This window comes from Methanococcus maripaludis, from assembly GCF_013760955.1.
Classification (GTDB): Archaea; AGJL01; Methanococci; order Methanococcales; family Methanococcaceae; genus Methanococcus; species Methanococcus maripaludis_A.
In genome coordinates this window covers 394,091-420,746 of the sequence record NZ_JACDUL010000001.1, presented here as the reverse complement: position 1 = coordinate 420,746, position 26,656 = coordinate 394,091, and the positions used below count along the sequence as shown (strand labels likewise).

At 33.2% G+C, this 26,656-nt stretch carries 31 protein-coding genes; 20 read left to right on the top strand and 11 right to left on the bottom strand.

The window, feature by feature from the left end:
• Positions 1–93: 93 nt before the first annotated feature.
• Positions 94–642, top strand: coding sequence for a phosphatase PAP2 family protein (locus HNP90_RS02355; RefSeq protein ID WP_011977261.1), 549 nt, complete (start codon positions 94–96; stop codon positions 640–642).
• Positions 643–644: 2 nt separating this feature from the next.
• On the opposite strand, the gene HNP90_RS02350 is transcribed toward HNP90_RS02355, so the two are convergent.
• Positions 645–2,294, bottom strand: coding sequence for an ATP-binding cassette domain-containing protein (locus tag HNP90_RS02350; protein WP_011977260.1), 1,650 nt, complete (start codon positions 2,292–2,294; stop codon positions 645–647).
• Between the two features lie 248 nt (positions 2,295–2,542).
• On the opposite strand from HNP90_RS02350, the gene HNP90_RS09385 reads away from it, so the two are divergent.
• The 10 genes from HNP90_RS09385 to HNP90_RS02305 all read left to right on the top strand — a co-directional run bounded on the left by HNP90_RS09385 (position 2,543) and on the right by HNP90_RS02305 (position 9,544).
• Positions 2,543–2,674, top strand: a complete 132-nt coding sequence (locus tag HNP90_RS09385; protein WP_258558897.1) for a hypothetical protein — start codon at positions 2,543–2,545, stop codon at positions 2,672–2,674.
• 233 nt (positions 2,675–2,907) lie between these two features.
• Positions 2,908–3,264 carry a cation:proton antiporter subunit C gene (locus HNP90_RS02345; protein WP_011171573.1) on the top strand — a complete coding sequence of 119 codons (357 nt, stop codon included), beginning with the start codon at positions 2,908–2,910 and terminating at the stop codon, positions 3,262–3,264.
• 26 nt (positions 3,265–3,290) lie between these two features.
• Complete coding sequence (ehbF, locus tag HNP90_RS02340; protein ID WP_011977259.1) at positions 3,291–4,739, top strand: energy conserving hydrogenase EhbF; 1,449 nt, start codon at positions 3,291–3,293, stop codon at positions 4,737–4,739.
• Between the two features lie 17 nt (positions 4,740–4,756).
• Positions 4,757–5,065 (top strand): hypothetical protein, encoded by a 309-nt coding sequence (locus HNP90_RS02335; RefSeq protein WP_011977258.1) that lies wholly within the window; start codon positions 4,757–4,759, stop codon positions 5,063–5,065.
• A gap of 9 nt (positions 5,066–5,074) precedes the next feature.
• Complete coding sequence (locus HNP90_RS02330) at positions 5,075–5,836, top strand: Na(+)/H(+) antiporter subunit B (RefSeq protein ID WP_011977257.1); 762 nt, start codon at positions 5,075–5,077, stop codon at positions 5,834–5,836.
• A gap of 11 nt (positions 5,837–5,847) precedes the next feature.
• Positions 5,848–6,108 (top strand): hypothetical protein, encoded by a 261-nt coding sequence (locus HNP90_RS02325; RefSeq protein ID WP_011977256.1) that lies wholly within the window; start codon positions 5,848–5,850, stop codon positions 6,106–6,108.
• A 1-nt stretch (position 6,109) separates the two neighbouring features.
• Entirely contained in the window at positions 6,110–7,555 is a 1,446-nt protein-coding gene (locus tag HNP90_RS02320; RefSeq protein WP_011977255.1) for a 4Fe-4S binding protein, read from the top strand.
• Positions 7,556–7,574: 19 nt separating this feature from the next.
• Positions 7,575–8,087 carry a 4Fe-4S binding protein gene (locus HNP90_RS02315; protein ID WP_011977254.1) on the top strand — a complete coding sequence of 171 codons (513 nt, stop codon included), beginning with the start codon at positions 7,575–7,577 and terminating at the stop codon, positions 8,085–8,087.
• Between the two features lie 9 nt (positions 8,088–8,096).
• Positions 8,097–8,540, top strand: coding sequence for an NADH-quinone oxidoreductase subunit B family protein (locus tag HNP90_RS02310; protein ID WP_011977253.1), 444 nt, complete (start codon positions 8,097–8,099; stop codon positions 8,538–8,540).
• Positions 8,541–8,548: 8 nt separating this feature from the next.
• Positions 8,549–9,544, top strand: coding sequence for a respiratory chain complex I subunit 1 family protein (locus HNP90_RS02305; protein WP_011977252.1), 996 nt, complete (start codon positions 8,549–8,551; stop codon positions 9,542–9,544).
• Between the two features lie 59 nt (positions 9,545–9,603).
• Here HNP90_RS02305 and HNP90_RS02300 read toward each other — a convergent pair whose 3' ends face one another.
• Complete coding sequence (locus HNP90_RS02300; RefSeq protein WP_011977251.1) at positions 9,604–9,897, bottom strand: hypothetical protein; 294 nt, start codon at positions 9,895–9,897, stop codon at positions 9,604–9,606.
• 12 nt (positions 9,898–9,909) lie between these two features.
• Positions 9,910–11,118, bottom strand: coding sequence for a molybdopterin molybdotransferase MoeA (locus tag HNP90_RS02295; RefSeq protein WP_011977250.1), 1,209 nt, complete (start codon positions 11,116–11,118; stop codon positions 9,910–9,912).
• A 138-nt stretch (positions 11,119–11,256) separates the two neighbouring features.
• On the opposite strand from HNP90_RS02295, the gene mtnA reads away from it, so the two are divergent.
• The 4 genes from mtnA to hisS all read left to right on the top strand — a co-directional run bounded on the left by mtnA (position 11,257) and on the right by hisS (position 15,442).
• Positions 11,257–12,222 (top strand): S-methyl-5-thioribose-1-phosphate isomerase, encoded by a 966-nt coding sequence (gene mtnA, locus HNP90_RS02290; protein WP_011977249.1) that lies wholly within the window; start codon positions 11,257–11,259, stop codon positions 12,220–12,222.
• A 204-nt stretch (positions 12,223–12,426) separates the two neighbouring features.
• The gene (aspS, locus tag HNP90_RS02285) at positions 12,427–13,743 is read left to right on the top strand and encodes an aspartate--tRNA(Asn) ligase (RefSeq protein WP_011977248.1); all 1,317 of its coding nucleotides are present in this window, start codon (positions 12,427–12,429) and stop codon (positions 13,741–13,743) included.
• 87 nt (positions 13,744–13,830) lie between these two features.
• The gene (locus HNP90_RS02280) at positions 13,831–14,130 is read left to right on the top strand and encodes a metal-sulfur cluster assembly factor (RefSeq protein ID WP_011977247.1); all 300 of its coding nucleotides are present in this window, start codon (positions 13,831–13,833) and stop codon (positions 14,128–14,130) included.
• Positions 14,131–14,185: 55 nt separating this feature from the next.
• A complete protein-coding gene (hisS, locus tag HNP90_RS02275; protein WP_011977246.1) occupies positions 14,186–15,442 on the top strand; it encodes a histidine--tRNA ligase in 1,257 nt (418 codons plus the stop codon).
• 26 nt (positions 15,443–15,468) lie between these two features.
• Here the strand turns inward: hisS and albA are convergent, their stop codons facing one another.
• Positions 15,469–15,738 carry a DNA-binding protein Alba gene (albA, locus tag HNP90_RS02270; RefSeq protein WP_011977245.1) on the bottom strand — a complete coding sequence of 90 codons (270 nt, stop codon included), beginning with the start codon at positions 15,736–15,738 and terminating at the stop codon, positions 15,469–15,471.
• A 111-nt stretch (positions 15,739–15,849) separates the two neighbouring features.
• Between albA and HNP90_RS02265 the strand changes: the two genes are divergently transcribed.
• Positions 15,850–16,527: an RIO1 family regulatory kinase/ATPase domain-containing protein gene (locus HNP90_RS02265; RefSeq protein WP_011977244.1), complete on the top strand. Its 678-nt coding sequence runs from the start codon at positions 15,850–15,852 to the stop codon at positions 16,525–16,527.
• Positions 16,528–16,550: 23 nt separating this feature from the next.
• A complete protein-coding gene (locus HNP90_RS02260) occupies positions 16,551–17,303 on the top strand; it encodes a proteasome assembly chaperone family protein (RefSeq protein WP_011977243.1) in 753 nt (250 codons plus the stop codon).
• A gap of 18 nt (positions 17,304–17,321) precedes the next feature.
• Here the strand turns inward: HNP90_RS02260 and HNP90_RS02255 are convergent, their stop codons facing one another.
• The 6 genes from HNP90_RS02255 to pyk form a co-directional block, all read right to left on the bottom strand.
• Positions 17,322–17,996, bottom strand: coding sequence for a hypothetical protein (locus tag HNP90_RS02255; RefSeq protein WP_011977242.1), 675 nt, complete (start codon positions 17,994–17,996; stop codon positions 17,322–17,324).
• A gap of 66 nt (positions 17,997–18,062) precedes the next feature.
• A complete protein-coding gene (gene fhcD, locus HNP90_RS02250) occupies positions 18,063–18,971 on the bottom strand; it encodes a formylmethanofuran--tetrahydromethanopterin N-formyltransferase (protein ID WP_011977241.1) in 909 nt (302 codons plus the stop codon).
• A 301-nt stretch (positions 18,972–19,272) separates the two neighbouring features.
• Positions 19,273–19,581 carry a ferritin family protein gene (locus HNP90_RS02245; protein WP_011977240.1) on the bottom strand — a complete coding sequence of 103 codons (309 nt, stop codon included), beginning with the start codon at positions 19,579–19,581 and terminating at the stop codon, positions 19,273–19,275.
• A gap of 123 nt (positions 19,582–19,704) precedes the next feature.
• The gene (locus tag HNP90_RS02240) at positions 19,705–20,256 is read right to left on the bottom strand and encodes an endonuclease dU (RefSeq protein ID WP_011977239.1); all 552 of its coding nucleotides are present in this window, start codon (positions 20,254–20,256) and stop codon (positions 19,705–19,707) included.
• Between the two features lie 10 nt (positions 20,257–20,266).
• Positions 20,267–21,457, bottom strand: coding sequence for a bifunctional phosphopantothenoylcysteine decarboxylase/phosphopantothenate--cysteine ligase CoaBC (gene coaBC, locus HNP90_RS02235; RefSeq protein ID WP_011977238.1), 1,191 nt, complete (start codon positions 21,455–21,457; stop codon positions 20,267–20,269).
• Between the two features lie 30 nt (positions 21,458–21,487).
• Entirely contained in the window at positions 21,488–22,831 is a 1,344-nt protein-coding gene (gene pyk, locus HNP90_RS02230; RefSeq protein WP_011977237.1) for a pyruvate kinase, read from the bottom strand.
• Between the two features lie 101 nt (positions 22,832–22,932).
• Between pyk and HNP90_RS02225 the strand changes: the two genes are divergently transcribed.
• Both HNP90_RS02225 and HNP90_RS02220 read left to right on the top strand, forming a co-directional pair.
• Positions 22,933–23,811: a DUF4013 domain-containing protein gene (locus tag HNP90_RS02225; protein WP_011977236.1), complete on the top strand. Its 879-nt coding sequence runs from the start codon at positions 22,933–22,935 to the stop codon at positions 23,809–23,811.
• A 219-nt stretch (positions 23,812–24,030) separates the two neighbouring features.
• Entirely contained in the window at positions 24,031–24,900 is an 870-nt protein-coding gene (locus HNP90_RS02220; RefSeq protein ID WP_011977235.1) for a DUF4013 domain-containing protein, read from the top strand.
• Between the two features lie 25 nt (positions 24,901–24,925).
• Here HNP90_RS02220 and HNP90_RS02215 read toward each other — a convergent pair whose 3' ends face one another.
• A complete protein-coding gene (locus HNP90_RS02215) occupies positions 24,926–26,092 on the bottom strand; it encodes a methanogenesis marker 16 metalloprotein (RefSeq protein WP_011977234.1) in 1,167 nt (388 codons plus the stop codon).
• 279 nt (positions 26,093–26,371) lie between these two features.
• On the opposite strand from HNP90_RS02215, the gene HNP90_RS02210 reads away from it, so the two are divergent.
• Positions 26,372–26,599, top strand: coding sequence for a hypothetical protein (locus HNP90_RS02210; protein ID WP_011977233.1), 228 nt, complete (start codon positions 26,372–26,374; stop codon positions 26,597–26,599).
• Positions 26,600–26,656: the final 57 nt, after the last annotated feature.

The window sequence follows — 26,656 nt, the reverse complement described above, 5'->3', positions numbered from 1 at the left end:
ATTATTTATTGTACCGAGTCGTAGGCCTAGCTGGTACACATAAAGATAAGGTATTAATGTAATTTCACCAGTATAAAATTTGGTGAAATTTTAATGTTACTAAAAAGTTTACAAAAAACGGATATTGATTTATTTTATTTAGTGAATTCGGGAGTTAAAAACCCCATTTTTGATTTTTTAACTATTTTTATAAGTGATACCGTATATATCTCGATTTTGTTAATTTCTTATTTTTCATTTAAAAACGATAAAAAAGTTTTAATCCAAGTTTTATTTGCAATGTTTCTTTTATCCATACTCGTTTTTGCCATAAAGTATGGGGTAAGCGAGCCAAGGCCTTATGAAATGCTGGAGGGCGTAATTCTTTTAAAATATATGGGAACACAGCCATCCTTTCCAAGCGGGCACACAACAATTGCATTTGGATTTTGGATAATTTTTGCGAGAAATCTTAAAAATTCAATCAATTTAGATTCAAAAAAGTCATTTAAAATAGTGCTGTTGCTTTTATGGGCATTTTTAGTTGCATTTAGCAGGGTTTATGTTGGAGTGCATTTCCCACACGACGTGCTTGGAGGAATGCTCCTTGGAATAATATTTGGGTATATTTTCATTAGATTTTCAGAAAAAATTATAAAATAAGTTTATTGATTCATAAACTTTGAATTACTTCTTTCAATGAACTTTTCACACACTTCTTTTGGATTTCCTTCCATCAAAAGTTTTCCCTCATCGATTAAGATTGCACGGTCGCTTATCTCTTTTATTAGTTCAACGTGGTGGCTTATTAATATGATGGTAGTTCCAACAGTATCGTTTATTTTTTTAAGGTAGTTTGAAACTTCTCTAAGTGTTAGGGGGTCTAAATCTCCAAATGGCTCATCTAGCAATAATATTTCCGGTTCCAATGCAAGCTGAAGTGCCATTGCAACTCTTACTTTTTCCCCGCCGCTTAATTCAGTTGGTTTTTTGTTTAACGTTTCTTTGTTTAAATCGAGCGCATCTAAAAGTTCACTGGCATCGTATTCAACAGTTTTTGCTGGGAAAAGCTTTCTTACAACCATTTCAGAAATTCCAATTTTATCAAGTTTGTTTCGCATTTCAGTTTCTGGAAGATCTAAAAGCTGGTAGAGTCCATCAACCATTTTTGGGGAAATTCCAAGTTCAGCAGCTTTTGATTTTGCACTTGCAACTGTTTCAATACTTTTTACTCCAATTCTGTATTTTAAAAGTTCATTTACAGTTAAATAGTGTGCGAGGGAAAATTCCTGGTGCATAATTCCAATTTTTCGTCTTAAATTCATCCGTTCCCATCCAAAATCCAGTAAATCGATTCCTTCGAGTTTAACTATTCCTTTATCGGGTGCTTCAAGACCTGCAAGAAGTCTTAAAATTACAGATTTTCCAGTTCCACTCGGGCCGAGAAGTGACAAGATTTCTTTTTCTTTAACTTCAAAAGAAATATCTTTTAAATTGAGTGTTTCTCCACCGTTCACAACGTAGTATCTTTTAGATGCATTTTCAACTTCTACAATAGTTTTTTCAGTAGGTTTGGAGATTCTATCATATTTTTCAACCATATCTTTTAAAAATTCGTCAACTACTTTTTCTGGAGTATCTTTCATTACTATTTTCCCGTTTTCAATTAAAATACAGGATTTACACAAGTATTTATGAATTTCTGGGAGGTGTGAAGTTATAATTATTGTAACGCCTAATTTTTCGTTGATATTTTTTAAAACATCTAGGAGAATCTGTTTTGAAGCAGGGCATGCCATTGTCGCAGGTTCATCAAGTAAAAGTACCCCATCTCCATTTTTTTCGTAAATTTTTGCAATCTGCCTTCCTAAAATAAGTCTCTGTTTTTCCCCGCCACTTAAAATATTTGAGTAAGCATCCTTTTTATGTTCTAAACCAACTAATTTTAAAATTTCCGTAGCATCTCTTCTATATTCTTCCATTTCTTCTTCAACAGGTAGGCCTTCATCGGAATTGGTTCTAACTGCATAGAGTTTCCTTATAATATTGAATATTGCAGGTTCTGCCCACAAAGCAAAGTTTCTCTGAAGGTGAATCGCAGTAATTTCCCTTAAATTTTCCGTTTTTCCAGAAACTTCGATTTTTCCTTCGTCAAAACTTTCAGTCCCCCGAAGCATCTTTATGAGAGTCGTTTTTCCAGCACCGGATTTTCCTATAATGCCTAAGATATCCCCTTTTTTAACGTCAAAACTAACGTTATCAAGAGCAACCTTTTCTCCATACCGTTTTGTTAAATTCTCGACTTTTACGGCCATAATTATCACGCAGGGGTATTTTTTATAATCTTTAACGAATCTGAATATAACTACTAAGCTTCTGAAAATATAAAAGTGTCGTTATTATTTTTTTTCAAAAGACACCATTTTTTAAATTCTTTTTCCAAAATTGATGCGGATAAATATCCATTTTAAAAAGTTTAATTTAAAAAAAGCCGATTTTAAATTGATAATGTATATATAAATCTATAAAAATATCTTTAATTGTAAAAAACGGGGTGATTACAATGCCTGAAGAAAAAAGACGGGCAGAACAAAAGAAACAAGAGGGGCGGCAAAAACAAGCTAAGCAGGAACGCCAGGCCCAGCAGAGAAAAAGCGAAGAGTTGAAGAAAAAGGAATGGGAACATAAAAAATAATTAATTTTTTTATTTTTTTCGAAGTTACCATGTTTTAAAAAAGATAATCTGTATTCCTACTTTTTTAGACCATTTTATTTAATTTTAAATTTAAAATCGCGTCAATTGCATTTACCATAATCTATATATATCTAGTTTTTTAAAGGTATTTATCATTATAATTAATGATAGATTAAGAGGATTTTTAAATTTAACATTTTAAATCGAGTTTTTTGGTCCCAAACGGTGGTAATATGGATTTACAACTTGCTTCCTTTATAACTGCAGGTATTTTAATTGTTATCGGGTTATATGGGACTTTCTTTGTTGATAATGTTCTAAAAAAAATTATTGCACTTTCTGCGCTTGGAAACGGCGTAAATTTAACACTGATTGCAATAGGATACACTGGCGGAATAGTTCCTATAAAGGCACCAGAAATGGAATTTGCACTGTTTTCAACTCTTGCAAGCTACCCACTTCCTCAAGCGCTTGTTCTTACAAATATCGTTATCGAAGCTTCAATGCTCGCAATAATGCTTGGACTTTCAATAGTATTCTACAAAAAATACAAAACTCTAAAATCTTCAGAAATCTTGAAAGAAGACTAACGATTTAACTTTAAACGGTGAGCTCAATGAACTTACTTCCCCTGATTGTAGTTTTTCCTATGTTCGTGGCCATCATATTCAATTATCTTAACGGGAAAGATAAATTAATCAGGCCAATGACGCTTTTAATGGCTATTCTATTGTTAGCACTTCCATTTATTGGATCTTACGGAATTTATAATTTTGGAGCCCACGGCTTAGAAAATGGGCTTATTTCAGGAATATCTTACCTTTATACGCCCGTGAAACAGCTTATTATCACCGTTATAATGTTAATTGGCTCTTTAGTATTGATAACTGGCCTTGGAGAAAAAAAGTCAAACGGTCTCTTTGTAGCTTTAATGTTAATGGGTTTAGCGAGTGTTTCAGCAGTAGTTATGGCAGATGACTTGTTCAATATCTATGTATTCTATGAAATAGCTGCAATTGCACAAACCGGACTTGTTATTGCATCGGGTACCGAAAAAGCTTATAGGGCTGCTTTTAGATATTTAATACTTGGTAATTTTGCGGGTTCAATTCTTTTACTTGGAGTTTCAATGCTTTTAGCTGCAACCGGAACTTTAAATATTTCTGATATGCACAATTTCCTTTTAAACAATCCTTCAACTCCAACAATTTATGGCGGACTTTTAATGCTTATTATCGGACTTTGTTATGGTAGCGGACTTCCACCGTTCCATACCGTAAAAGCAGACATTTATGCGAGAGCAAAACCATTCATTGCTGCAATGCTTCAAACTTACTCAAAATTCGTACTGGTTGCACTGTTACTCGTGATTTTTAAGTTATTTGGTGGACTTTCTTATTTTACAAGTACACAAGGAGTTTTAATTGCACTGTCCGTTTTAGGAATGGTTTTCGGAGTTGTAATGGCACTATTACAAAATGATTATAAAAAATTGCTTGCATACCATGCTATAAGTCAGGGCGGTTATGTTGCAGCAGGAATTGCGCTTGGAACTCCTTTAGGAATTGTTGCAGGAATATTCCACGCAATAAACCACGTGATTTATAAAAGTGCTCTGTTTTTGGGTGCCCATTTGGTCGAAAGAAGAAATGCAGGAAATTTAAACAAACTTGGCGGCCTTCTTCCAGTAATTCCGGCAACTGCGTTCATGGTTTTATGTGCAAAACTTGCAATCAGCGGTGTACCACCATTTAATGGATTCCAGAGTAAATTACTGCTAGCAGAAGCTGCAATGAATGTCAATATGCCTGAACTTGCAATCATCATGATTCTTGTAAGTATCGGAACGTTTGTATCGATGATGAAGGCATTTTACCTGATTTACTTAAAGCCTTGCAGTCAGGAACAGATTGAAGAATACAAAAAAGCAAAACCTTCGAAATACGCAGTATTTTCACTTGCGGTTTTAACATTTTTGTGCGTACTTTTAGGTATATTCCCAAGCCTTGCAACAGATATTATCTATCCATTTGCAAATGAAATTGGAAGGGTATGGACGTTATAGTCTGATTCGGTGATAAAATGACTTACGGCGATTTCAAAAAAGAAATGGATGAACAAAACCACGGAGATGGAATTTCTGTTGGTGCAGTTTTAACGGCTGAATTTACGCTTTATGGATTTTTAATCCTCTCTTTATTTTTAATTTTTAGAGTATATGGAAATCTCTTAATGGTACTGATCGGCCTTTCTGTAATCGGTTTAGCGTACTCATGGATGCCATTAATATTCAAATTTCAAAAAGAAAATTCAAACGATGTAAATAACCAGCTTTTCTGGCTTTCGATGTTTTCGGGAATTCTGACAATGGTTATTTACTTTGCCAGATAAGGTGGTAAAATGACTCAAAAAAGAGAAATTGCAGTTTTTCTGTCATTTGTATTCTTTGGATCGGCAATATTATATTCGATATTCAATATAAATGTCGTAGAGGGCGTAAATTATATTTACACACAAAATTACATCGTTCCAAACTTGATAACGGCAGTTCTGTTTGACTGGAGAGGTTTCGATACTTTAGGGGAATGTATGATTCTTGTAACATCCGTTTTAGTTACGGGAATGGTTTTTGGAAGGGGATTATTCGAAACAGAATTTTTAAAGGAAGTTTATTCGGAATCTAACGAAGAATCAGACACCGAAACTGGATTTACTTCAATAATTAAGGTTTTAGCAATGCCTTTCAGTATATTATTAATGTCTTTGGGAGTTTCCATAATTTTGGGCGGACACATAACTCCAGGTGGGGGATTCCAGGGCGGTTCATTAATTGCAGCAGCATATATCTTAAGCATAGTTGCATTTGGATCAAAAACTCCTGTTAAATTTAAACACCACTTTTTAGAGTCATTGGAATCGTTTGGAGCAATATTATTCATGACGTTAGGTGTTCTTGGAATAATTGTTTCAGGGTATTATCTCTTTAATTTTGGAGATTTATTTGGATACCCTGTATTTTTATCCCCTTCAGGACTCGAAAATACTGGAATTATTCCGTATTTGAATATTGCAGTAGGTTTAAAGGTATTAGCTGGTCTTTCAACAATTACATTCCTATTAACTGGTGAAAAGGTAGTTAAAGACTACATCGTCAGGGAATAGTCGGTGATACAATGTACAATTTTGCACTCAATCAAATCATGACTTTAAATTTGAATTTTGTGGCCATCATAGGCGTTTTAGTCGGTCTCCTCTTGGGATTAAAAATCGAAAATAGAAATAACGTAATTTTATGGTTACTTGGAGCATTATTTATTTCATATTTAATGGGTCCAACGCCATATTATGAAGCAATACCTTTTTCACACATATTTTTCTCAGGAATTGTTGGAATTTTAATAGGTAGTGGAATTAAAGGTATTTCCGGGCGATAATATGATAGTAACAGACATCAAAAAATGCAGGACTTACGAAGAATGTGAAAATTGTAAAAATAAAGAAATTTCAAAATGCATGGAAGTTTGCCCGACAAATGCAATAAAGATGATTGACGGTAAAGCCTTTTCCTGTATTACCTGTGGAACATGTGCAAAAGAATGTCCAACCGGCGCAATTAAGAAAAACGAATACGGGGGATATTACGTCAACAGAAAACTCTGTACCGGATGTGGAATCTGTAAAAACGTATGCCCGATTGATATAATTGATATAAGAGAAGATTCAACTGGAAAAGCTTACCCCACTGGAATGTGTGTAATGTGTGGACTTTGTACTACTGAATGTCCTTATAATGCAAGACTCTACTTTGACCCGAGCAGCCTTAAAGATACCAAAAATAAAATGTTGATGGAAAGGTACTCTACAATTTTTAAAATGATGGGTAAAACTTACGAATTCCAAGAACCAAAACACGTGAAAATTGTAAACCCGACTGAGAGAAAAGTAAGACATTCAATTTCAATAGATACTGAAAAATGCAGTAGTTGTGGAAAATGTATCTATTCATGTCCTAAAGATACGATTATTGAATTAGAAGTGGTTGATGGATGTACTAGATGTAATATCTGTAAGGATGTGTGTCCTGTTGATGCAATAGAATACGGTGAAGTTACCGAAAACTGTATACTCTGTGGAAACTGCATTACAAAATGTCCTAAGGACGTTCTTGAAATTTCTGAATTTAAAGTTGTAAAAACAAAAGAAGACGTTAAAGCAAAACCTGAAAAACACTGTATAAATTGCGGTCTTTGTGTTGACAAATGTCCTTCAAACGCTTTAAGATTTGAGACCGGAAAAATACTTTACGATCCAAAAACCTGTACTTTATGTAACACTTGCGTTAAAGAGTGCCCTCAAGGAGTCAGGATAAATAAGGGAGAATTTGTTGATGGAGGATGTGTACTCTGTGAGTTATGCATTAAAGAATGTCCCGAAGATGCAATTTCCATCAAAGAAAGGTCAAAATTCAATTTGGTTGGTAAAGAAGAGTGCATTGCATGCGGAACATGTTCGATGGTCTGTCCAAACGATGCAATCACTGTAAAAATTGATAGTTTAAATTTAAGTGGAAATAAGGTACATTCAGAAGTTATTTTCAATGATAACTGTGTAATTTGCGAAAAATGTGCGATACACTGTCCAAGAGATGTTATTGAAAATACTTCTGGATACAAAAAAATAGTGGATAGGGAAAATTCGTACATAAGAACGGATGACGATTACTGCGTAAAATGCGGGCTTTGTACCATAATCTGTCCAAACGATGCAATAAATAAAGGCGAAATAAACACTGAAAAGTGTGAATACTGTTCAGCATGTGTTAACATCTGCCCTACAAGAGCGATAAGAATCTACCGAACATGGAATGAAAAAACCAAATAATTTAAGCAAAGGGATAATCATGACGTTAAAAGGACTTACAAAAGTGTTTATTTCTGGTTTTTACGAGAATCTGGAGCGAATAATTCTCGGAACTGACAGATATACCTCAAAAGAAATGACCGCAGAAATTTTAAAGGGCATTGAACTTCCACGCTCAGTATTTTCTGAAATCTGTATTGGTTGCGGAGGGTGTAAAAACGCATGTCCTACAAAGGCTATTGAAATGATACCTGTAGAACCTGTTAAAATTACAGAAACCTATTCCAAAGAATCAATACCCAAAATAGACTATGATAAATGTGTATACTGTTTATACTGTCATGATTTCTGTCCCGTATTTGCATTATTTAATGAAATATCTCCAATTCATCCAAGGCATGTTGGAGAAGACCTTGTTTTAGTAGATCTTTCAAAGTTACTCGAAAAACCGATCGAAATTCCTGAAGAACAGCTATCAAAGATTGCTAAAATACTTTCAATTAACATTTCGGGAATTGTTAAGCGGGAAAAGAAAGCGAACTCAAAAGTGTAAGGTGTAGTCATGTTAAAAGAGCTTTCAAGAAAGAAAAATATTCACGTCATGCTTGTTTATACTGGCGGATGCAATGGTTGCGATATCGAAGTTGTAAACTGTGTTCTGTCTCCATTTTATGATGCTGAACAGTACAACGTATTTTTAACGTGGAATCCAAGAGAAGCGGATGTTTTGGTGGTAACTGGCTGTGTCACAAAAGCAGTTTCTGCATCACTTAAAAAAATATACGATGAAATTCCAGAACCAAAAGCAGTGGTGGCAGCAGGAGCCTGCGCATTGATGGGGGGAGTTTATAAAAATATCGGAGCAGATTTAGGAACTTCTAGCTTTATAGACGGCCCAGTTGAGAATATAATTCCTGTTGATGTAAAAGTTCCAGGATGCCCGCCAAGACCCGAAGATGTTATCACGGGAATTGTAAAAGCCCTGCCAAAAATCTTGAACGGGTGATGAAGATTATGTTTGAAAATATTTTAACAATAGAAACGTTTGAAATTATCCTTTCAATGATTGGAATTCCTTTGATAGCTTTTGCGATTTCTACCTGGATTCCTGGAATTCAGAGAAAAATTCAGGCAAGAATTCAGCAAAGAAAAGGTCCATCAATATCTTCTCCGGGCTTTTGGGCGATATTTAAGTATTTATACAAGGAAGCAAAAGAGCCAGTTTCGGATCTTCCAAAACTGTACAAATTCATGCCCTTAGTTAGTTTTGTTGTAGTATGGATGGTTTTAGCATTAACAACAATAGTAAATTTCCACATTCTTTCAAACGAGATTGGTATCATCGGTCTTTTAAAAATTGAGGAAATGGGCTATATTATAATGGGGTCGCTTGCATCAACCGTAATGGGTATTCGAATGCCGTTCATTGATGAATGCAAAGGCAGCGGATATTTAAACACCATAAAGATGACCTTAGGACAGCTTTCAGCAGTTAGGGCATTTAAAATGATCACTGTTGGATCTTTCCCATTTTATTTGGCAACGCTACTCCCATTCGTACCTCATAAATCGATATTTTTAGTCAATTTGATTGGAAATAATTTTTTATTCACTTTAGGTGGGTTATTTGGAGCTTTGGCATACGTTATAGGATACATAATAATGACAAAAGACTACCCATTTTCAATAATGCACACAAAAGCGGACGTTATAGAGGGCCCTACAATGGAATACTCTGGAAAATACAGGGCACTTTACTTAAGCGTAAAAGAACTTTTAATGATAACTCTTGGAAGTTTGTTTGCAACATTATATCTTGGAATTGCACCGGATATCTTAAACCCAGTAACAATTATGATGAACTTTGCAGTTGCGCTAATATTCCCTATAATTTCTGCAGTAGTTAGTGCATACACCCCAGTATTTACTTTCAGGCAAGTATATCCTGTTTCGTTATTTGCGACAGTTCTGGGTCTTATGGGTGCCCTTTTAGCACTTTTGGGCGTTTAATTACATTTTAAATTTTTTAACTATTTTTTTAACTTTTATTTTAGTTTTTCAAATCATATTTAGCATCTGCCGTACGAGTTACCAGTAAACACTTTTAAAACAACTCCTATGAAAAAGCCAAACGTGGTTGTGATTACTACAGAAATATTATTTATTATAATGTAGCTTAGCATGTTTTCAAGCGGCAGAATGTACGCTAAACTGCTATTTAGCATATGTAAAAGGTAGGCTTCATAAACCAAGACGTTAAAAACTAAAACTATCGGATAAGTACTGTAAATTCTGTTTGAACGTATATAAAATCCTGAAAAAAGTCCAATTGTAAAAAATAGAAGAATTATCAGATAATTCATTTAAATCACCCGTTAAAATAAGTAAACTTCAACGAATTCGTCCTTTTCATATCCTTCAATATTTTCCTTTATCATCATATAACCATCTGCCTTCGTCATCGAGGACAAAACCCCACTTCCAGTTATTCTTAAAGGTTCAATTTTAGTGATTCCTTCAATTTCTACAAGTTTTACCCTTACGATATCAGTTCTTCCAAGTGATGATGCGATATTTCGATTTATCTGGAGTCTGACTGATTTTCGAGGTTTGAAGTAATTTGCAATCAAAAGTTCAAATTGAACTGCTGATGCAACAGGGTATCCTGAAAGAACGAATAACAATTTCTTTTTTCCATCAATTTCAGCTTCTGCAAAGCCGACAGGTCTTCCAGGTCTAATCTGAACCCCGTGAAATATTAAATTTCCAATTTTTTTAATTATCTCAATAGTGTAGTCCCTATCTCCTACAGATGTTCCGCCAGTGGTAATAACGATGTCATTTTCTAAAAGCGCCTGTTTAATTGCCTTTTCAAGTTCTTCGCTATTATCTGGAACTTTCCGGTATGCTGTTGGGGATAAACCAGTTTCTCTTACAAGGTCTGAAACCATCATGGAGTTTGAATTAACAATCATCGCACTTTTTTCGAGCTGTTCGATACTTTCAAGATCTTCGATATCAAGTAATTCATCGCCTGTTGCGATAACTCCAATTTTTAAAGAATAACACTTTATTTTTTTAATTCCAAGCGATGAAATTAAAGCAACGTGGTAAGGAGTAATCAAATCTCCTTTTTTAATGACAAGGTCTCCAGTTTTTACGTCTTCTCCGATTCTGGACACATTTTCATTAGGGTGAACTCCAGTATATATCTCAACGAAAGAATCGTATTCTTTAGTATATTCTTTCATTACAACTGCATTTGAGTTTTTCGGAAGTTTCATTCCAGTAGAAAGCCTGTAGATTTCTTCTTCATTTAATGAATCATTTTTGACTAAATTTAAGATAATCGGGTTTGTTTGGGATGCTCCAAAGGTATCTTCTGCAATTACTGCATAGCCGTCCATTGCAGACCTGTTAAACATCGGGATATTGCAAGGAGCGTAAATATCTTCAAAGCAGATTTTACCAAAAGCCTTCTTTATTTCAATTTCTTCAAATTTATCGTTCAATACTTCTTCAAATTTTTCAAAAACCTTATTTTTAGCGGTATTGTAGCTAATTAATTCCTTTACATATTTCATATGGTTCACCTGTAATTCAGAGGAATTTTGAAGTATCATGCTTAAATAATTTTAAATTTTAACAAAAGTGCATACATTAAATAGTCATTTGCGGTTACTTATTTTTAGTATCTTCGACTTATTTATAATGGTGAGATTTTGAATAAAGATTTAAGACCTATAATTTGGAATGATTCAGAAAAAAAGCTTGTATTAATTGATCAAAGGAAATTACCAAATGAATTGGTATATTTTGAGTGCAAAAATTACAAAGATGTATGTTTTGCAATAAAAGACATGGTTGTCAGAGGTGCTCCAGCAATAGGTGTTGCAGCAGCTTACGGAATGGCTTTAGCTGAATTAAATGGGGATGATGTAGAAAAAGCATGCCTTGAATTAAAAGAAACACGGCCAACTGCAGTAAATCTGTTCTGGGCACTTGAAAAAATTATTGCAGCGAAAAAATCTGGAAAATCAATACTTGAAGAAGCTAAATTAATCCATGAAGAAGATATCGAACTTTGCAAAAAAATCGGGGAAATCGGAGAAGTTTTATTCGAAGATGGGGATACCATTTTAACGCACTGCAATGCAGGAGCGCTTGCAACATCTGCATATGGAACTGCTTTGAGTGTAATTCGATTTGCACACTACAATGGGAAAAAAATCAATGTATTGTCTGATGAAACACGGCCAAGATTACAGGGTGCAAAATTAACATGTTTTGAGTTAAATTATGAAAATATTCCTGTAAAAGCGATATGTGATAATACTGCAGGTTTCGTGATGAGTAAAGGACTAGTCGACAAGATAATAGTTGGTGCTGATAGAATCCTTTCAGATTATCATGTTTTTAATAAAATTGGAACGTATTCGCTTGCAATACTTGCAAAATACCACAATATTCCGTTCTATGTTGCAGCACCTTATTCAACTTTTGATTTTGAAAGTCGGGTTGAAGATATTGTTATCGAAGAAAGGGATGAATCAGAAGTAACGCATATCGATAATGTGCGTGTTGTGGCAGAAGGGGTTTCTGCATACAATTTTGCATTTGACTGCACGCCTCCAGAATTGATCACCGGAATAATTACCGAAAAAGAGATAATTTATCCAAACAAATAATTTTAACCTTTTTTTATATTTTTTAGATATTTAACATATTTTTAAAATTCTCGATTTAACTATAAATCCAAATGAAACACTTGAAAAACATTTTATAATATGCGCTCTACTCTACATTACAGTATAAATATCATAATAATCATTAGTTTTGTTAATGTTTACGAATGAATCACAGATGAATTAACTAGATTGTAAGGTGAAATGGTGTATTTAATAGCAGATTGGAGAAGAACACACTACTCAGAAGAAGTAATTCCTGAAATGGACGGTCAGGAAGTTATTTTGATGGGATGGGTTCACTCAATAAGGGCTTTAGGAAAACTCGCATTTGTAATTTTGAGAGACAGGGAAGGAACAATTCAAGCAGTAGTTCCAAAACAGAAAGTCGACGAAGAAACATTTGAGATTGCAAAAAAATTAGGAAAAGAAGATATAATTGCAATCAGGGGAAAAGTAGTTGCAAACGAAAAAGCTCCAAAAGGATTTGAAGTAATTCCTATTGAAATAAGAGTACTTAACAAGGCCGATGCACCGCTTCCACTCGATCCTTCAGAAAAAGTTCCTGCAGAAATCGATACAAGACTCGACAAAAGGTTCTTAGATATCAGAAGACCTAAAATTCAGGCAATATTTAAAATAAGATCTGAAATGTTAAGATCAATCAGAAAAACGTTTGCAGACGAAGGATTTGTCGAAGTAAACACTCCAAAATTAGTTGCAAGTGCGACAGAAGGTGGAACTGAATTATTCCCTATTTCATACTTTGAAAAAGAGGCATTTTTAGGCCAAAGCCCACAGCTTTACAAACAGATGATGATGGCTGGTGGATTTGACAAAGTGTTCGAAATTGCACAGATTTTCAGGGCAGAAGAACACAACACCAGAAGACACTTAAACGAAGCAGTTTCAATCGATACAGAAATGTCATTCGTAAACGAAAAAGATGCTATGGCAATGCTTGAAAAAGTAGTTTACAACTGTTACGCAGATATTGAATACAACAGACCTCAGGAAATTGAACTCTTAGAATTAAACTGGGAAATTCCTGAAAAAACATTTGACAAATTAACCTACACCGAAGCAATCGATATTGCAATTTCAAAAGGCGTAGAAATTGAATGGGGAGAAGATTTATCAAGAGCTGCTGAAAGAGCAGTTGGTGACGAAATGGGTGGCCTTTACTTTATTACTGAATGGCCAACACAGACAAGACCATTTTACACACTCCCACATGAAAACGACAATAAAGTCTGTAAAGCATTTGATTTGATGTACAAAGAGCTTGAAATATCTTCAGGAGCTCAGAGGGTTCACAAATACGACCTTTTAGTTGAAAATATTTCAAATATGGGTATGAATCCAGATTCATTTGAGACGTACCTTGAAGCATTCAAATTTGGAATGCCCCCACACGCAGGATGGGGACTTGGTGCTGACAGGTTTGCAATGGTTTTGACCGCACAGGACAACATCAGAGAATGTGTATTATTCCCAAGAGACAGGCAGAGATTAACTCCATAATCATGCCTTTTTCGTCTTAAATCCAATAATGCAGATTTATATAAAAAGAAATTCAAGTTATGTTATTTTCCAGAAAAGGTGAAAACTATGGTTTCTAAAGATGATGTATTGAATGCATTAAAACAGATAGCAGACCCTCACATGGGCATCAGCATTGTTGACATGGGACTCATAAGTGATGTAGAAGTTAATGACGAAGGAATCGTTTCATTTATCTTAACACCTACAAACCCTGGCTGTATGAGTGTAATTCACATGGCTGGTGGTGCAAAACACGTTGTAGCGGAACTCGAAGGAGTTAAAAAAGTTAACGTTACAGTTAAAGGACACATGATGGAAGAAGATATAAACAAAATATTAAGCGACGAGCCAGTCGAAAAACAATAATTTTTACTTTTTTCATTAAAATTTAAAATTTACGCACTTAAATTTGTTAGAGTTGATGATCATGTTTCAAAAACCTAAAGGTACACGGGATTTTTTACCTGAAGAAATGAAAAAAAGGAAAGTAATCGAAAAAAAACTTAGAAAAGTTTTTGACAGTTATAATTTTTCTGAAATAAACACGCCTACATTCGAAAGCTTTGAATTACTCTCTAAAAAAACAGGAGACGAAATCAGAACACAGCTTTTTGTTTTTAAAGACCATGGAGACAGAGAAATGGGTTTAAGACCTGAATTGACGTCTTCAGTTGCAAGGTTCTACATAAACGAGTTTAAAAATACTCCAAAACCAGTTAAACTCTACTACTTTACAAACTGTTTCAGGTATGAAAACCCGCAGGCTGGAAGGTACAGGGAATTCTGGCAGATGGGCTCTGAACTTATTGGAAGTAATAAACCTATTGCAGATGCAGAAGTTATAAACATGGCAATAGAAGGTTTAAAAGAAATTAACATGGATTTTGAAATAAACATTGGACACCTCGGTGTTTTAAAAGGTGTTTTTGAAAAATACGATCTTTCAGACGATGAAGGAAATGAAATAAGACGTCTTATCGATAAAGAAGATATGGATGGATTAAAATCAGCTTTAAACAGAATAGAATCCGAAAAAAATATTGAAATTTCAGAAAAAGTATTTGAAGTTCTCGATTTAAAAGGCGGAAGAGAAGTAATTTCCAAATTAAAAGAAAAATTAGCTGAATTTGAAAGTTCAATAGCTGCTTTAGAAAATCTTGACAGCATTCTTGAATTTGTGCCTCACGAATACATTATAAACTTCGGAATTGCAAGGGGACTTGACTACTATACCGGAATGGTCTTTGAAATTTACGGAAAAAGAGAAGGTGCAAGACAGGTATGCGGTGGTGGAAGGTACGATAATTTAATCGAGCTCTTCGAGGGTGAACCAAGCCCTGCTGTTGGTTTTGCTTACGGTTTTGACAGAATAATGTTAAATATCGATGATTTTGAAGTTGAAGAAGAATCAATATTTGTAGTTCCGGTTAAAAGTAGCGATATGCTTCTTAATGAGTGTTTGAAAATTGCAAAAACATTAAGGGAAGCTGGAAAAGCAGTAGAATTAGATTTAATGGGCAGAAAATTAAATAAAGCATTAAATTATGCGAATACAAAGGGCATTAAAAAAGTAATAATTGTTGGCGAAAATGATATTTTGGAAGGAAAAGTCGCTTTGAAAAATATGGAAACTGGAGAACAGTCTTTAATTGAATTAAAAGATATTTTAACTATCTAATTTAATTTTTATTAAAAAAGTAATAATTATTTCGTAAGAATTATTTCGATTGTGGATACGTTAATGGACTTTCCATCTTCACTCTGTACTTGGTCAGTTCCTAAATTTATTTCTTTAATCTTAATTTCGGGCATGAATCTTTTTCTAACCATTTCTTCAACGTCAACGGCTCTGCTGATTGCCTTGCCTCTGGCTTTTATAATAACTTCATCAGCATTTTCGGAGTTAAATTGAGTAATCACTGCAAGGACGTAGTTCATCACGCCTTTGTTTCCAACGTACACTGTATTATCCATCGTATCCCTCCTTAAAATTAACATATTAATTTTGATATATATAATTTATTAATTAATCCTTATCGCAGGAACTTAAATATGGAGATTATTTAAAACGTATTTGGTGCAAATATGGCCAATTTAGATTTAAAAATAGATATTGCGGGTCTCAACGCTATTTCTTCAACATTATTTGACTGGGAAATTTTAATAAAACTTTCAGAATATATTGTATTTACGGAGTACGTTGGAAGGGGACATAGGGGAGTTGTTTTTAAAGCATTTAGCGATAAATATGTTGATAAATATGGAAATCATATTATTTTAGCAGTAAAAATTCCAAGGCTCGATACGCCAAAAATTACAATTCCAAACGAGGGGCGAATCTTAAAAAAAACTAATTCATTTGGTGTGGGCCCAAAAGTTTACGAGTATTCTGAAAATCACATGGTAATGGAATTTGTTGATGGGGAAATGTTAAAGGATTGTATTGATAATTTAACTCCTGAAGAGATTTTATTTGTAATTGAAGAAACTTTAAGGCAGTGTCTTCGTTTAGATCTTCATAAAATCGACCACACTGAAATTCAGGGTGGAAAACATATAATGGTTTCAAAAAAAGGAATTTATATTATAGATTTCGACAAGGCTCGTGAACACGGCCCTAAAAACTTTACAAGTGCAATGTCTTTATTATTTGGGGAAAACTATATATCAAAGAAAATAATGCATTTATTAAACCTTTCAGAAGAAAAGATTATATTACTTAGAAAATATGCAAAAAATTATAAAACATTGTTTAAAAATTAATTAAATGGATTTCAGGGGATAAAATGGTAAAAATTATTGAGAACAAATTAATTGACGCAGAACCTTTAAAAGATGCGGTTTTAATTGAAGGACTTCCTGGAATCGGGCACGTTGGAAGAGTAGCTGCAGAACATATTGTTGAAGAATTCAACGGTGAAAAGGTTCTTGAACTTTATTGCGATGATTTTCCGCCACAAATCGTTGTAAAAGACGATGGAACAATTGAATACATGAAAAACGAATTTTATCTTGTAAAAGAACCAGTTCCAATGATAATTGTTCTTGGAAATACCCAAGCATTATCTCCAAAAGGACAGTACGTTCTTTCAGAAAGAATTGTAGACATTGCAATGAAATACGGTGCTACAAAAACATACACACTCGGCGGATTTGGAATTGGAAGAATTTCCGATGAGTTAAAAGTGTTTGTTGCATCAACCTCAAAAGAACTTTCAGAACAGCACAAAGAACTTGGTGCAGAATTTAGAACCGATGGCGGAAGTATAATCGGTGCAGCAGGTTTAATGCTTAAATTTTCAAAATTAAAAGGAATTGAAGGCATTTGTTTAATGGGTGAAACTCCGGGCTACCTTGTTGACCCAAAATCTGCTGGAAATGTACTTGAAATGCTTTCAAAAGCAATCGGGTTTGAAATCGACATGAAAAAACTCGATGAAAGAGCAAAAGAAATGGAAAAATTCTTAGAAAAAGTACAGATGCAGGAGCAAGGAATGCAAGCTCCACAACATCACGATGATTTAAGCTACATCGGATAATTATTTAATTTTTTTATTTTAAAATCTTAAACCCTGTTCTTTTAAAAATCCAGAAACCTGTCTTTTCAAGTGTTCATCTTCTGACTGTATTCCTTGAGGATACACAAATGCTTTATCGTCAATATTTATTCTCGGATAGTCCATTTCGAGAGTTACTTCCTCTAAAAGACATTTTTTAAGGTACATTGTAGTTTTTGTAAGGTTCATGAGTGACGGAGCTTTAAATGGCGGACTATTTCTTGGTAATCTCCATTTCGTCCCATAGTACGAGATGTAATCGGGATTTATCAGGATAAAAACTTCCCCGTATATTTCAAGAACTAATGTCCATGAAAAAATTCCTCTTGTAAAACCTAAAAGTCTTCCCAAATACGAAGTTTTCGGGTTATCATAGCATACTTTTAGGGTTCTACCAACGATTCTCGAAAGCGCTTCTTTTGAATGAATTTCTTTTGGATTTGTTGGAAGCGAAGTTTTTGGCAAAATGTTTGTCGGAACGCACTTTATCGGTTTTATCATGTGCAATGCACTAAGCGGATAAAAATAGTGATGATTTTTTTTATTTAGCATCACCACCCCTTCAATCAACCCATTAAAATCGCATTTTACGATTTTTCCCCTGTATGTATTAAATGATTTGTTTAGCGTAAATTCTGCAAGGACGTCCTTACAAAGAGCTTTTTTTGGTTTCAAAATAAAACCTCCTGATTAAATAGTCGTGTAAATTGCATTATAAAAAATAAAAGTAGTTAAAAAGAATTAGAATAATCCTTGTAATTGTATTTGGAAAGGACCTAATTTTCCACCGTAGTTTCCTGCAGTGATTTTTTTAACGCCTGGAACTGTTACGGCAGCTTTAATTCCTGCTTTCATAGCAGCAGCAACTGCAGCTTCGTCAATACCGTCGATAACGATTTCATAAACCCCGTTAACATCTGCTGGAATTTCGCTTCCTTCAACAGTGTCTTTTAATGTAGGGCACATTTTTTCGTTTGTGGTTGCAGCCATGAAACTGTATTTAGGGTTTGTGTATCCTACTTTACTTCCTGAAGCAACGATTCCACCGGTAAATGGTGTGATTGTTTTTTCAACTTGGCTAATTGCATCAACTGCAGCTTCTGCACCCATTAATGCAGCCATATTGTTTTCAGCCATAATAAAGAAGTTACCTCCTGCAACTCCTTTTTTAATTCCGAGTTTACTTTCAATGAGGAAGTCTCCACCCATGATTGGAACTGAGTAAAGTGTTTTTCCGCATTCTTCGCAGGTTACTTTTTTCTCGTATCCGTCACCGAAGTATTTTAATTTGAAACCAACTTTCAATTCTTCTGTAGCATCTTCGCCCATTGCGTTGAATACTGCTGTTGTTGGAGCTGTTAATACACACTGTCCGATTCTTTCTAATAATTGGTGTTCTAATTCTGCTTTCTTAGGGTGGCAGATTTCAATAATGTATCCTGGCCTTCCATCAGGTGTTTCTGCAGGGGATACGTATTTTTCAATACCTGCTTCAGCTGGGCACATGATAACTGAGCATGCAAATCCTGTTGCTTCAGTTGCAGCTGCTTTTGCTAATCTTTCTGTTGCTGCTGTGATCAATACTCTTGAAACCCAGATCGGGAATCCTTCTGCGAATGTGTCTTCAATTACTACACCGTTTAGTTCCATGTTATTCCTCCGTACTTCTTATATAGACAGAAAAAATATGAAAAAACTATTATTAATATTTTTTTATTTGATTTTGGAAACTAAGGGCATTAATGGCCTTTAAAAAGAAAATAACAGTTAATAATTCCCCATTTTTTATAAAAAAGTCTTTTAGTCAATATTTAAAAAGCCCCTTCCATAAATATGTGAAATTCTCAGACATTCTGGAATTAATTTTAGAATTTAAATTTTTTTATATAAAAGAGCAATATTAAAGGGCCCAAAAGGGCTCTTTAAATGATATTTGCTATTAATATTTACTTCATTTACTTTTTAGCTTTTCAATTTCTTCCTCAACTTCTTCTGCACCTTCGGCATAGAATTTTTCTTCATCTGGGCTAAGCTCTTTTAAAAGTCTTAAGAACTCTCCAGCATGTACTCTTTCCTCATCAGCTATATCCTTTAAGACCTCAATAGCAAGTTCGTTATCCGTTGATTCTGCTAACTGCATATAGAGCTGTATTGCTTCATATTCAGCTGCGATCATAAAACGTATAGCACGAATTAATTCCTCATCAGTTAATTTTTTGTCTTTTGCAACCCCTGCAAATGGATGTCCAAAATCTGGCATAAAAAAAGCCTCCTTTTTTTCTTATACTTTAATAATTTTCTTTTTTTACTTAAAAATAACTTTGGAAATATTTACATACCGAGCATACTTCAGGTGCTTTTTTGCCCATTATAAAAAAGTCTTTTAGTCAATATTCAAAAATCCCCTTCCAACAATATGTGAAATTCTAAGGCATTCTGGAATTTTACTTCTAAGCCTTGTTTTTTTAATTATTTTGCAAGCATCTTCAAAACTTATTCCAATATATTGAATGACTATATTTTCAAAAGGTTCTGGGTTTGGAAAAGATTCGATCATTTCAATTTTTTCTGGAAATTCAAAAAAATGTTTTTTTAAAGCAGATTTTATTTTCAAAAGGTCAGGTTTTCGTTCAATAATTACAATTACTGGAATTTTTGTTTCATCGTAGATTTTAACAATATCTGCAATATTAAATCCGCCAAATGTAACGCCATCTAAAAAAATAGCATTTATTTTTGTAAAATGTTTATCTTTTACAATTTTTAAAATTTTTTCAGTCGAATCAAAGCCATCCTTTTCTATTTTTTTAAAGTATATCTCATCGACTATTTTATTTCCCCTCATATATGTTCCAATAATCAGCGCTTCTTTATCAAACTTGTTAAATGGCGCATCATCGATTCCAATAACTCCAATTTCATCTTTGTATTCCAAACTATCCCTTTTAGAGATTATTTACAACTTCAACAATTTTTTTGGATATTTCATCTTTAGTTCCAGAAATTTTCAGGGTATTTTCTCTATCAATAATCAAAATTTCGTTTAAATCATCGCCAAAATAATGTTTTGAAAGATCGTTTGCAACAATTACATCTAAATTATATTTTTCAAGTCTTGACTGCGCTTTTTCCTTTAATTCGTCTAAATTTATCCCATATTCTGCTTTGTATCCAATAATAATTTTTTTAGGGAATTCTTTCCTTAATCTTTCCAAAACTTTTGGAGTCTGTTTTAAGTTTATAACTTGTGTTTCGATATCGGAACTTAATTTTCCTTCAAAATTAGATTCAGGAGCATAATCTGAAATTGCGGCACATGAAATAATTATATCCGCGTTTTCACCACGTTCAAGCGCTTTTTCAAGCATTTCTTCTGAAGTAACAACATTTTCTGATTTTATATAATATGGAATATCTTTTCCAAGTCCTTTTATCACTTCAACGTCGTAATTCTGTCTACAAAATTCTTCTGCAAGTGAAATGCCAGTTTTTCCAGAAGAAAGGTTCGTAATTACTCTTACTTTATCAATTGGTTCAGCAGTTCCGCCCGCTAGAATAAGCACTTTTTTCCTTTCTTCTTTTCTATCAGAAAATACATCAATCGCAAGCTCTGAAACGTCTTCAATTGAAATTGCTTTTGCTTTTTCTTCTTCCATTTTTGAGCCCATTACAAAAACGTTATTTTTTTCAGAAAGCGTTTTTATATGACCCTTAACCGTATCTAACATGTTCTGATGCATTGACGGAGCAATTATAATTGGTTTTTTTTCTAAAAACATCATTGCAGTCGTGTTTACAATGTTATCTGCGAGATTCAGTGAAATTTTAGATATTATATTGGCAGTTGCCGGAAAAACTATAATTCCATCGCAGTTATTGTATAAATCAACATGTTCGATTTTTCCAGTGATTTTGTCCATTACTTCGTTTCCGCATCCAAATTCAAGTGAGTATTTTCCAACAATATCCTTTGTTTCTTCAGTCATTATGCAGTAAACTTCAGCACCGTGTCTGATTAATTCTCTCATCAATCTTGGCGCTTCAATTGCTGCAATTGATGAAGTAACTGCTACAACGAGTTTTTTACCATCAAGCAATTTTGATTTTGCTCCGTGAAGTGTTTTTGTAGGGTGCATTTAAATCTCCTTTTTAAAGCTGTTGTTTGATTATATGCTCTCAACTTTTATAACGTTTGTTTTTTTCTCGCCTTTTGGGTGCCCGAGCGTTACAACGTATATCCCTGTTTTAATCATATCTTTCGCAATATTTTTAGATATTTCAAGTACTTCATCAACATCTCCGATTTCATCAATTTTTTTTGGAATTACTCCCCACACAAGTCTTAATTTTCTAAAAATTATATTTTCAGGAGCAAGTGCAATAATTGGCGAGTTAAACCGGAATTTTGAAATTCTGAGCGGTGTTTTTCCAGACGTTGTAGGGGTGATTATAATTTTAGGATTTAATTTTTTTGAAAGAGCTTCAACTGCGTAGGCAATTCCGGAATATATTGAATGTTCTTCAAAGTTGATTTCTTGTTTGTATTTTGAAATATCTCCTTCTGAAACCCTTGCAATATTGTCGAGAGTTTTTATTGAATCAATTGGGTATTTTCCAATTGTAGTTTCATTTGAAAGCATTAAACAGTCAGTTCCATCAAATATTGCATTTGCAACATCAGTAACTTCTGCCCTTGTAGGATATGGATTATTAACCATTGAATCAAGCATCTGTGTTGCAGTAATTACAAGTTTTCCCTTTTCATTTGCAAGTTTTATGATATTTTTTTGAATTATCGGTAAATATTCAATCGCTACTTCAACTCCAAGGTCTCCTCTCGCAATCATTACTCCATCTGAATGATTTAAAATCTCATCAATATTCTTCAAGCCTTCTTTGGTTTCAATTTTTGCAATAACTGAGCAATTTCCGGAATTTTCTTTAATTAAATTTTTTAAATTCAAAATATCCGTTTCACTTCTAACAAACGAGAGCGCAATATATTCAAAGTCATTTTCAATTGCAAATTTCACGTTTTCTATATCTTCAACTGTTAAATCGTTTGGAAAACACCCATCAGGAAAGTTTACGCCCATTTTTTCTTTTAAGGTTCCCCCAACCAAAACACGTGCAATTATCTCTTTTTCAACACTTTCAACGATTAATTTTATTTTTCCATCATTAATCAGGATATTTTGGTCTTTTTCAATACATTTTGGGATATATGAAATTAAAATATCTTTTCCAATTTTTACAATTTGATTTTCAACAAGTTCTGAAAAAGCTGATTTTTTTATTCTAATCTTATTTCCCTTTAAATCCATGAGTTTCGCAATATTTTTTTTATTTAAAATATCGAGATATTTTTCAATATTTTCCTTATTCGCATGAGACATGTTAAAACGAATCCCATCAATAAACTCAAGACTTTTTTCAAAATCTTCTTCAAGAGATGGTCCCATGGTAACCAGAATTTTGGTTTTTCTATATTCAGTCGATTTTTCAACCAAAATACCCCTCCAAAATGTAAAATTATTAAGTAATTTAAAAAGAAAATGATTTAATAAATTATATCTTAATTTAGTTATAATAACATCGGGGTGTTTATGTAATGTTTTTTGAAAAATATATTAAAGATCCACTACAGTATGCGTGGTCGGATCCGAAAAAGATATTTGTGGGAGGAGTTCTTCATTTAATTTCTATGTTTGGGATATCTGTTGGAGTTATGGTCATGTTTGCAAGTGCAATTCCTGTTTTAATGAATATTGCACCTGAAATTGCATTATTTGCTTCACTTGGTGGAGTTTTATTTGGATTTATAATTGCAACAATTGGTGTGGTCGTTTATGCATTTATCGGCGGATACTGTGTGAAATTAATTGAAAATACTCTTCAAGGCAGTTCTGAACTTCCAGAATGGGAGAATTTTAAAGAACTTTTAAAAAAGGGTGCGTATTTTTTAACTGGACTTTTTATTATTTATGCAGTATTTACTCTAATAACAACAATACTCATAATTCCGTTTTATTTACCCCTATGGTTGACTATGTGGTCGGAAAGTTTTTCCAATATGCTTATTATTGGAGCACTTATAAATTTGATATCTTGTGGAATGGCAATTGTCCAGACATTATACATGGAACTTGCACCGATTAATTTCGTGGATAAAAATGATTTCAAGGGATTTTTTGAGGTAAAAGAAATTATTTCAAAAATGTCTATTGAATACGTGCTTGTGCTTGTTGCAATATCCATCGTTACTATCTTGATAACTATGATTGTGTGTATACTACTATTAATTCCCGTGCTTATTGGAACGGTTACTAATAATGTACTCTTAATGGCTTCAATATCCATTATTGTACTTGCAATGCCGTTTTTATGCATGTTTTTTACAGTATTTTGGTATAGAAGCATTACGAATTATTATCTGTCTAAAAAAGAAAGTATGTTGGAAGAAAAAACGGATCTTGAAAATAATGAATAATTATTTTTTTATTTTAAAATAACACTTAACTTTTAAATTCTTCTTTTTCGATACATTTTGGAATATATACCATCAAAATATCTTTTTTAGACGATTCTTTTAACCAAAATCACCCATACAAAAGGTAAAATTAATAATTACATAGATATGCAAGAAAAAAAATAATTTAATTAGGCATATCAAAATTAAATTATGATAGCATTGCGGGTGTTTGGAAAAATGTTTTTTGAACGGTATATTAAGGATCCACTACAATTCGCATGGTCCGATCCGAAAAAAATATTTGTGGGCGGAGTTTTCCAATTAATTTCAATTGGGGGAATAATATCAGGACTTGTTATAATGTTTGCAAGTTTAATCCCATCTTTAATGGATATTGCACCGGAACTTGCATTAGTTACATCTCTTGGCGGAGTTTTACTGGGTTTTATAGTTGCAACGATTGGTGTAGTTTTCACTGCTTTTATTTATGGATATTACATGAGAATAATTGAAAATACCCTTGAAGGCAGCTTTGAACTTCCAGAATGGGAAGATTTTAAAGAACTTTTAACTAAGGGGGCATATTTTTTCCTTGGAATTTTCATTTTACAAGTGATATTTGGAATAATAAGCGTTATCGTCACAGCACCATTTGTTATACTTTTGATGTTAAATGATGGTTATTCAAACTTGTTGATATTTAACATTTTCATGAATTTGGTGTCTTTTGTACTTTCGGTGATTGAAGCACTTTACATAACCCTTGCAACGATTAATTTCGTAGATAAAAAGAAATTCATGGGATTTTTTGATTTAAAAGAAGTAGTTTCAAAAATATCAATAGAATACGTACTTGTACTTGTTGCAGTGGCACTCGTTTCAATATTGGTGGTCATTCCGGTGATTATTATATTATTGATCCCAGTATTAATTGGAATATTCACACAAAACGTATTTTTAATGATTGCAATAGCCCTTATTGTACTTGCAATGCCGTTTTTACAGATGTTTTTAACGGTATTTGGATACAGAAGCTATTCAAATTATTTTTTATCTAAAAAAGAAAGTATTTTGGAAGAAAACACGGATTTTGAAAATAATGAATAATTATTTTTTAACTTTAAAATAAATATTACAATTCAAATTCTTCTTTTTCAATTCGTTTTTTAAGTTCTTTCGCAAGTTTTAATGCTCTAATTCTATCAGACTGCCTGCAAGTTATTGGAATATCCAAAATACTTTTTCTATCCATCTGGTATACTCCATAAGTACAGGAATCAACACAGACCCCGCATCCAAAGCAGTTTTCATTTGGAAGGCTTCTTTTTCCCAAATGGTCAAGCCTTACGATTGCATTTGTAGGGCACATTTTTTGAGCTTCACAAAAATCACAAACTCTGCATCGGTTAATATCAACTTTGGGTCTTAATTCAGCATTTTCCCATACTTCGGAATATTTTCCAGAACCGAGACTAGTTCTTCCAAATACATTTGTTAGCGGAAGTTCTATTTCAGAATCAAGCGTCTTTAAATATTCTTTATTTTTTTCGTTTACTTCGATCGGAACCGCAATCGTGTTAAAAATCTCTGCACCTGCTGACGTTACAAATCCCCCAATATAATATTCGTCCATTTCATGCATATCTGCTGAAATCATCATGTTTGGTTTTTCTTTTGAGGATCTGGTTCCATATCCCAAAATAAGTCCTTCTGCGCCATTCACAAGTATTTTTTTTCCAGTAATGTATTTTTCATCAGAATACATATTTTGGAGCGGATTTAGTTCCCCGCAGCCTGAAAACGAAGCTTCTCCAGGTTTTAACATTTTTCTATGAAATATTGTATTTACTGGTTCTCCAGTGTTTGTAAGTGCCACATAATTTTTAAATGCATTTCTGGTTCCAACAAGTCTTGCAGTTGGTATATCCTCTAATTTTAACATTTTTCTATATGTTTTTCCAGCTGATTCAACGACTGCTTCGACTTCTTTTCCTGAAATTAATTCCTTGAATAAAAATCCTCCACCGTAATTTCCAGAATGTTTTGTTCCATAAATTGTGCAGTCAACACTTCCTAAAAATTCATTTGGACAGGGTCCAGGATATCCTTCAATTCCATTTAAATAGAATTTTTCAGCTTTTTTAAATGATTCTCCAATTGGAATGTGAAATATCCCCAAAGTTCCAGACATTATTCCGCAAGTGCCTGCCGTTACAACGTTAACTTCGTCAATTTTATCTTCTTCGTTATTTCGAATCATTTTTTTTAATTCGTCAACAGTAATTACTACTTTTTCCATAATGGCACCAGAATAGTTTTTAATCGATCCTTTTTAACTTACGATATGTTTTCTTACAATGTTTTGGAAGGTATATCTTAAGAAATTTTTGGAAAAACTTTCAATCCTTATTTTTAAAAGTTCTGGATTTATTATAATATTTTTAATTTAATTATAATATTTATATACTGATAAAAGTCATAATTTTAACTACTGGTTTATAATATCGCTATTTTAGTTTTTAAGTTCCAATAAATTAATTTAATTATATATTTCAATGGTTTTGAATGGGGGCGAACCATGTTAAATTTTGAAATAATTCATAAAAATGAAATAATTGCAAATGGGAATTATATTGAGGATATGGGGCCAAACGGAAAAATATTTGTAATTCCTAAAAATTTGGAAGAAGGACTAAAGGTTACAGCTTTTTTGAGTGAAATTTCCAAGAAAATTCATAAAATGAACTCAAAAGATGAAATATATTCTGATATTAATGTTGGAGAATATTCTCTGAGATTTGAATAACTAGAAATTGGATTTATGAATTAACAATCTTTTTTATTTTTATAACCAATCTTTAAG

What these genes read in the sequence shown, in the direction of transcription:
- HNP90_RS02355 (WP_011977261.1), top strand. Translation starts at nt 94, where the DNA reads ATGTTACTAAAAAGTTTACAAAAAACGGATATTGATTTATTTTATTTA.
- HNP90_RS02350 (WP_011977260.1), bottom strand. Translation starts at nt 2,294, where the DNA reads ATGGCCGTAAAAGTCGAGAATTTAACAAAACGGTATGGAGAAAAGGTT.
- HNP90_RS09385 (WP_258558897.1), top strand. Translation starts at nt 2,543, where the DNA reads ATGCCTGAAGAAAAAAGACGGGCAGAACAAAAGAAACAAGAGGGGCGG.
- HNP90_RS02345 (WP_011171573.1), top strand. Translation starts at nt 2,908, where the DNA reads ATGGATTTACAACTTGCTTCCTTTATAACTGCAGGTATTTTAATTGTT.
- ehbF (WP_011977259.1), top strand. Translation starts at nt 3,291, where the DNA reads ATGAACTTACTTCCCCTGATTGTAGTTTTTCCTATGTTCGTGGCCATC.
- HNP90_RS02335 (WP_011977258.1), top strand. Translation starts at nt 4,757, where the DNA reads ATGACTTACGGCGATTTCAAAAAAGAAATGGATGAACAAAACCACGGA.
- HNP90_RS02330 (WP_011977257.1), top strand. Translation starts at nt 5,075, where the DNA reads ATGACTCAAAAAAGAGAAATTGCAGTTTTTCTGTCATTTGTATTCTTT.
- HNP90_RS02325 (WP_011977256.1), top strand. Translation starts at nt 5,848, where the DNA reads ATGTACAATTTTGCACTCAATCAAATCATGACTTTAAATTTGAATTTT.
- HNP90_RS02320 (WP_011977255.1), top strand. Translation starts at nt 6,110, where the DNA reads ATGATAGTAACAGACATCAAAAAATGCAGGACTTACGAAGAATGTGAA.
- HNP90_RS02315 (WP_011977254.1), top strand. Translation starts at nt 7,575, where the DNA reads ATGACGTTAAAAGGACTTACAAAAGTGTTTATTTCTGGTTTTTACGAG.
- HNP90_RS02310 (WP_011977253.1), top strand. Translation starts at nt 8,097, where the DNA reads ATGTTAAAAGAGCTTTCAAGAAAGAAAAATATTCACGTCATGCTTGTT.
- HNP90_RS02305 (WP_011977252.1), top strand. Translation starts at nt 8,549, where the DNA reads ATGTTTGAAAATATTTTAACAATAGAAACGTTTGAAATTATCCTTTCA.
- HNP90_RS02300 (WP_011977251.1), bottom strand. Translation starts at nt 9,897, where the DNA reads ATGAATTATCTGATAATTCTTCTATTTTTTACAATTGGACTTTTTTCA.
- HNP90_RS02295 (WP_011977250.1), bottom strand. Translation starts at nt 11,118, where the DNA reads ATGAAATATGTAAAGGAATTAATTAGCTACAATACCGCTAAAAATAAG.
- HNP90_RS02280 (WP_011977247.1), top strand. Translation starts at nt 13,831, where the DNA reads ATGGTTTCTAAAGATGATGTATTGAATGCATTAAAACAGATAGCAGAC.
- hisS (WP_011977246.1), top strand. Translation starts at nt 14,186, where the DNA reads ATGATCATGTTTCAAAAACCTAAAGGTACACGGGATTTTTTACCTGAA.
- albA (WP_011977245.1), bottom strand. Translation starts at nt 15,738, where the DNA reads ATGGATAATACAGTGTACGTTGGAAACAAAGGCGTGATGAACTACGTC.
- HNP90_RS02265 (WP_011977244.1), top strand. Translation starts at nt 15,850, where the DNA reads ATGGCCAATTTAGATTTAAAAATAGATATTGCGGGTCTCAACGCTATT.
- HNP90_RS02260 (WP_011977243.1), top strand. Translation starts at nt 16,551, where the DNA reads ATGGTAAAAATTATTGAGAACAAATTAATTGACGCAGAACCTTTAAAA.
- fhcD (WP_011977241.1), bottom strand. Translation starts at nt 18,971, where the DNA reads ATGGAACTAAACGGTGTAGTAATTGAAGACACATTCGCAGAAGGATTC.
- HNP90_RS02245 (WP_011977240.1), bottom strand. Translation starts at nt 19,581, where the DNA reads ATGCCAGATTTTGGACATCCATTTGCAGGGGTTGCAAAAGACAAAAAA.
- coaBC (WP_011977238.1), bottom strand. Translation starts at nt 21,457, where the DNA reads ATGCACCCTACAAAAACACTTCACGGAGCAAAATCAAAATTGCTTGAT.
- HNP90_RS02225 (WP_011977236.1), top strand. Translation starts at nt 22,933, where the DNA reads ATGTTTTTTGAAAAATATATTAAAGATCCACTACAGTATGCGTGGTCG.
- HNP90_RS02220 (WP_011977235.1), top strand. Translation starts at nt 24,031, where the DNA reads ATGTTTTTTGAACGGTATATTAAGGATCCACTACAATTCGCATGGTCC.
- HNP90_RS02215 (WP_011977234.1), bottom strand. Translation starts at nt 26,092, where the DNA reads ATGGAAAAAGTAGTAATTACTGTTGACGAATTAAAAAAAATGATTCGA.
- HNP90_RS02210 (WP_011977233.1), top strand. Translation starts at nt 26,372, where the DNA reads ATGTTAAATTTTGAAATAATTCATAAAAATGAAATAATTGCAAATGGG.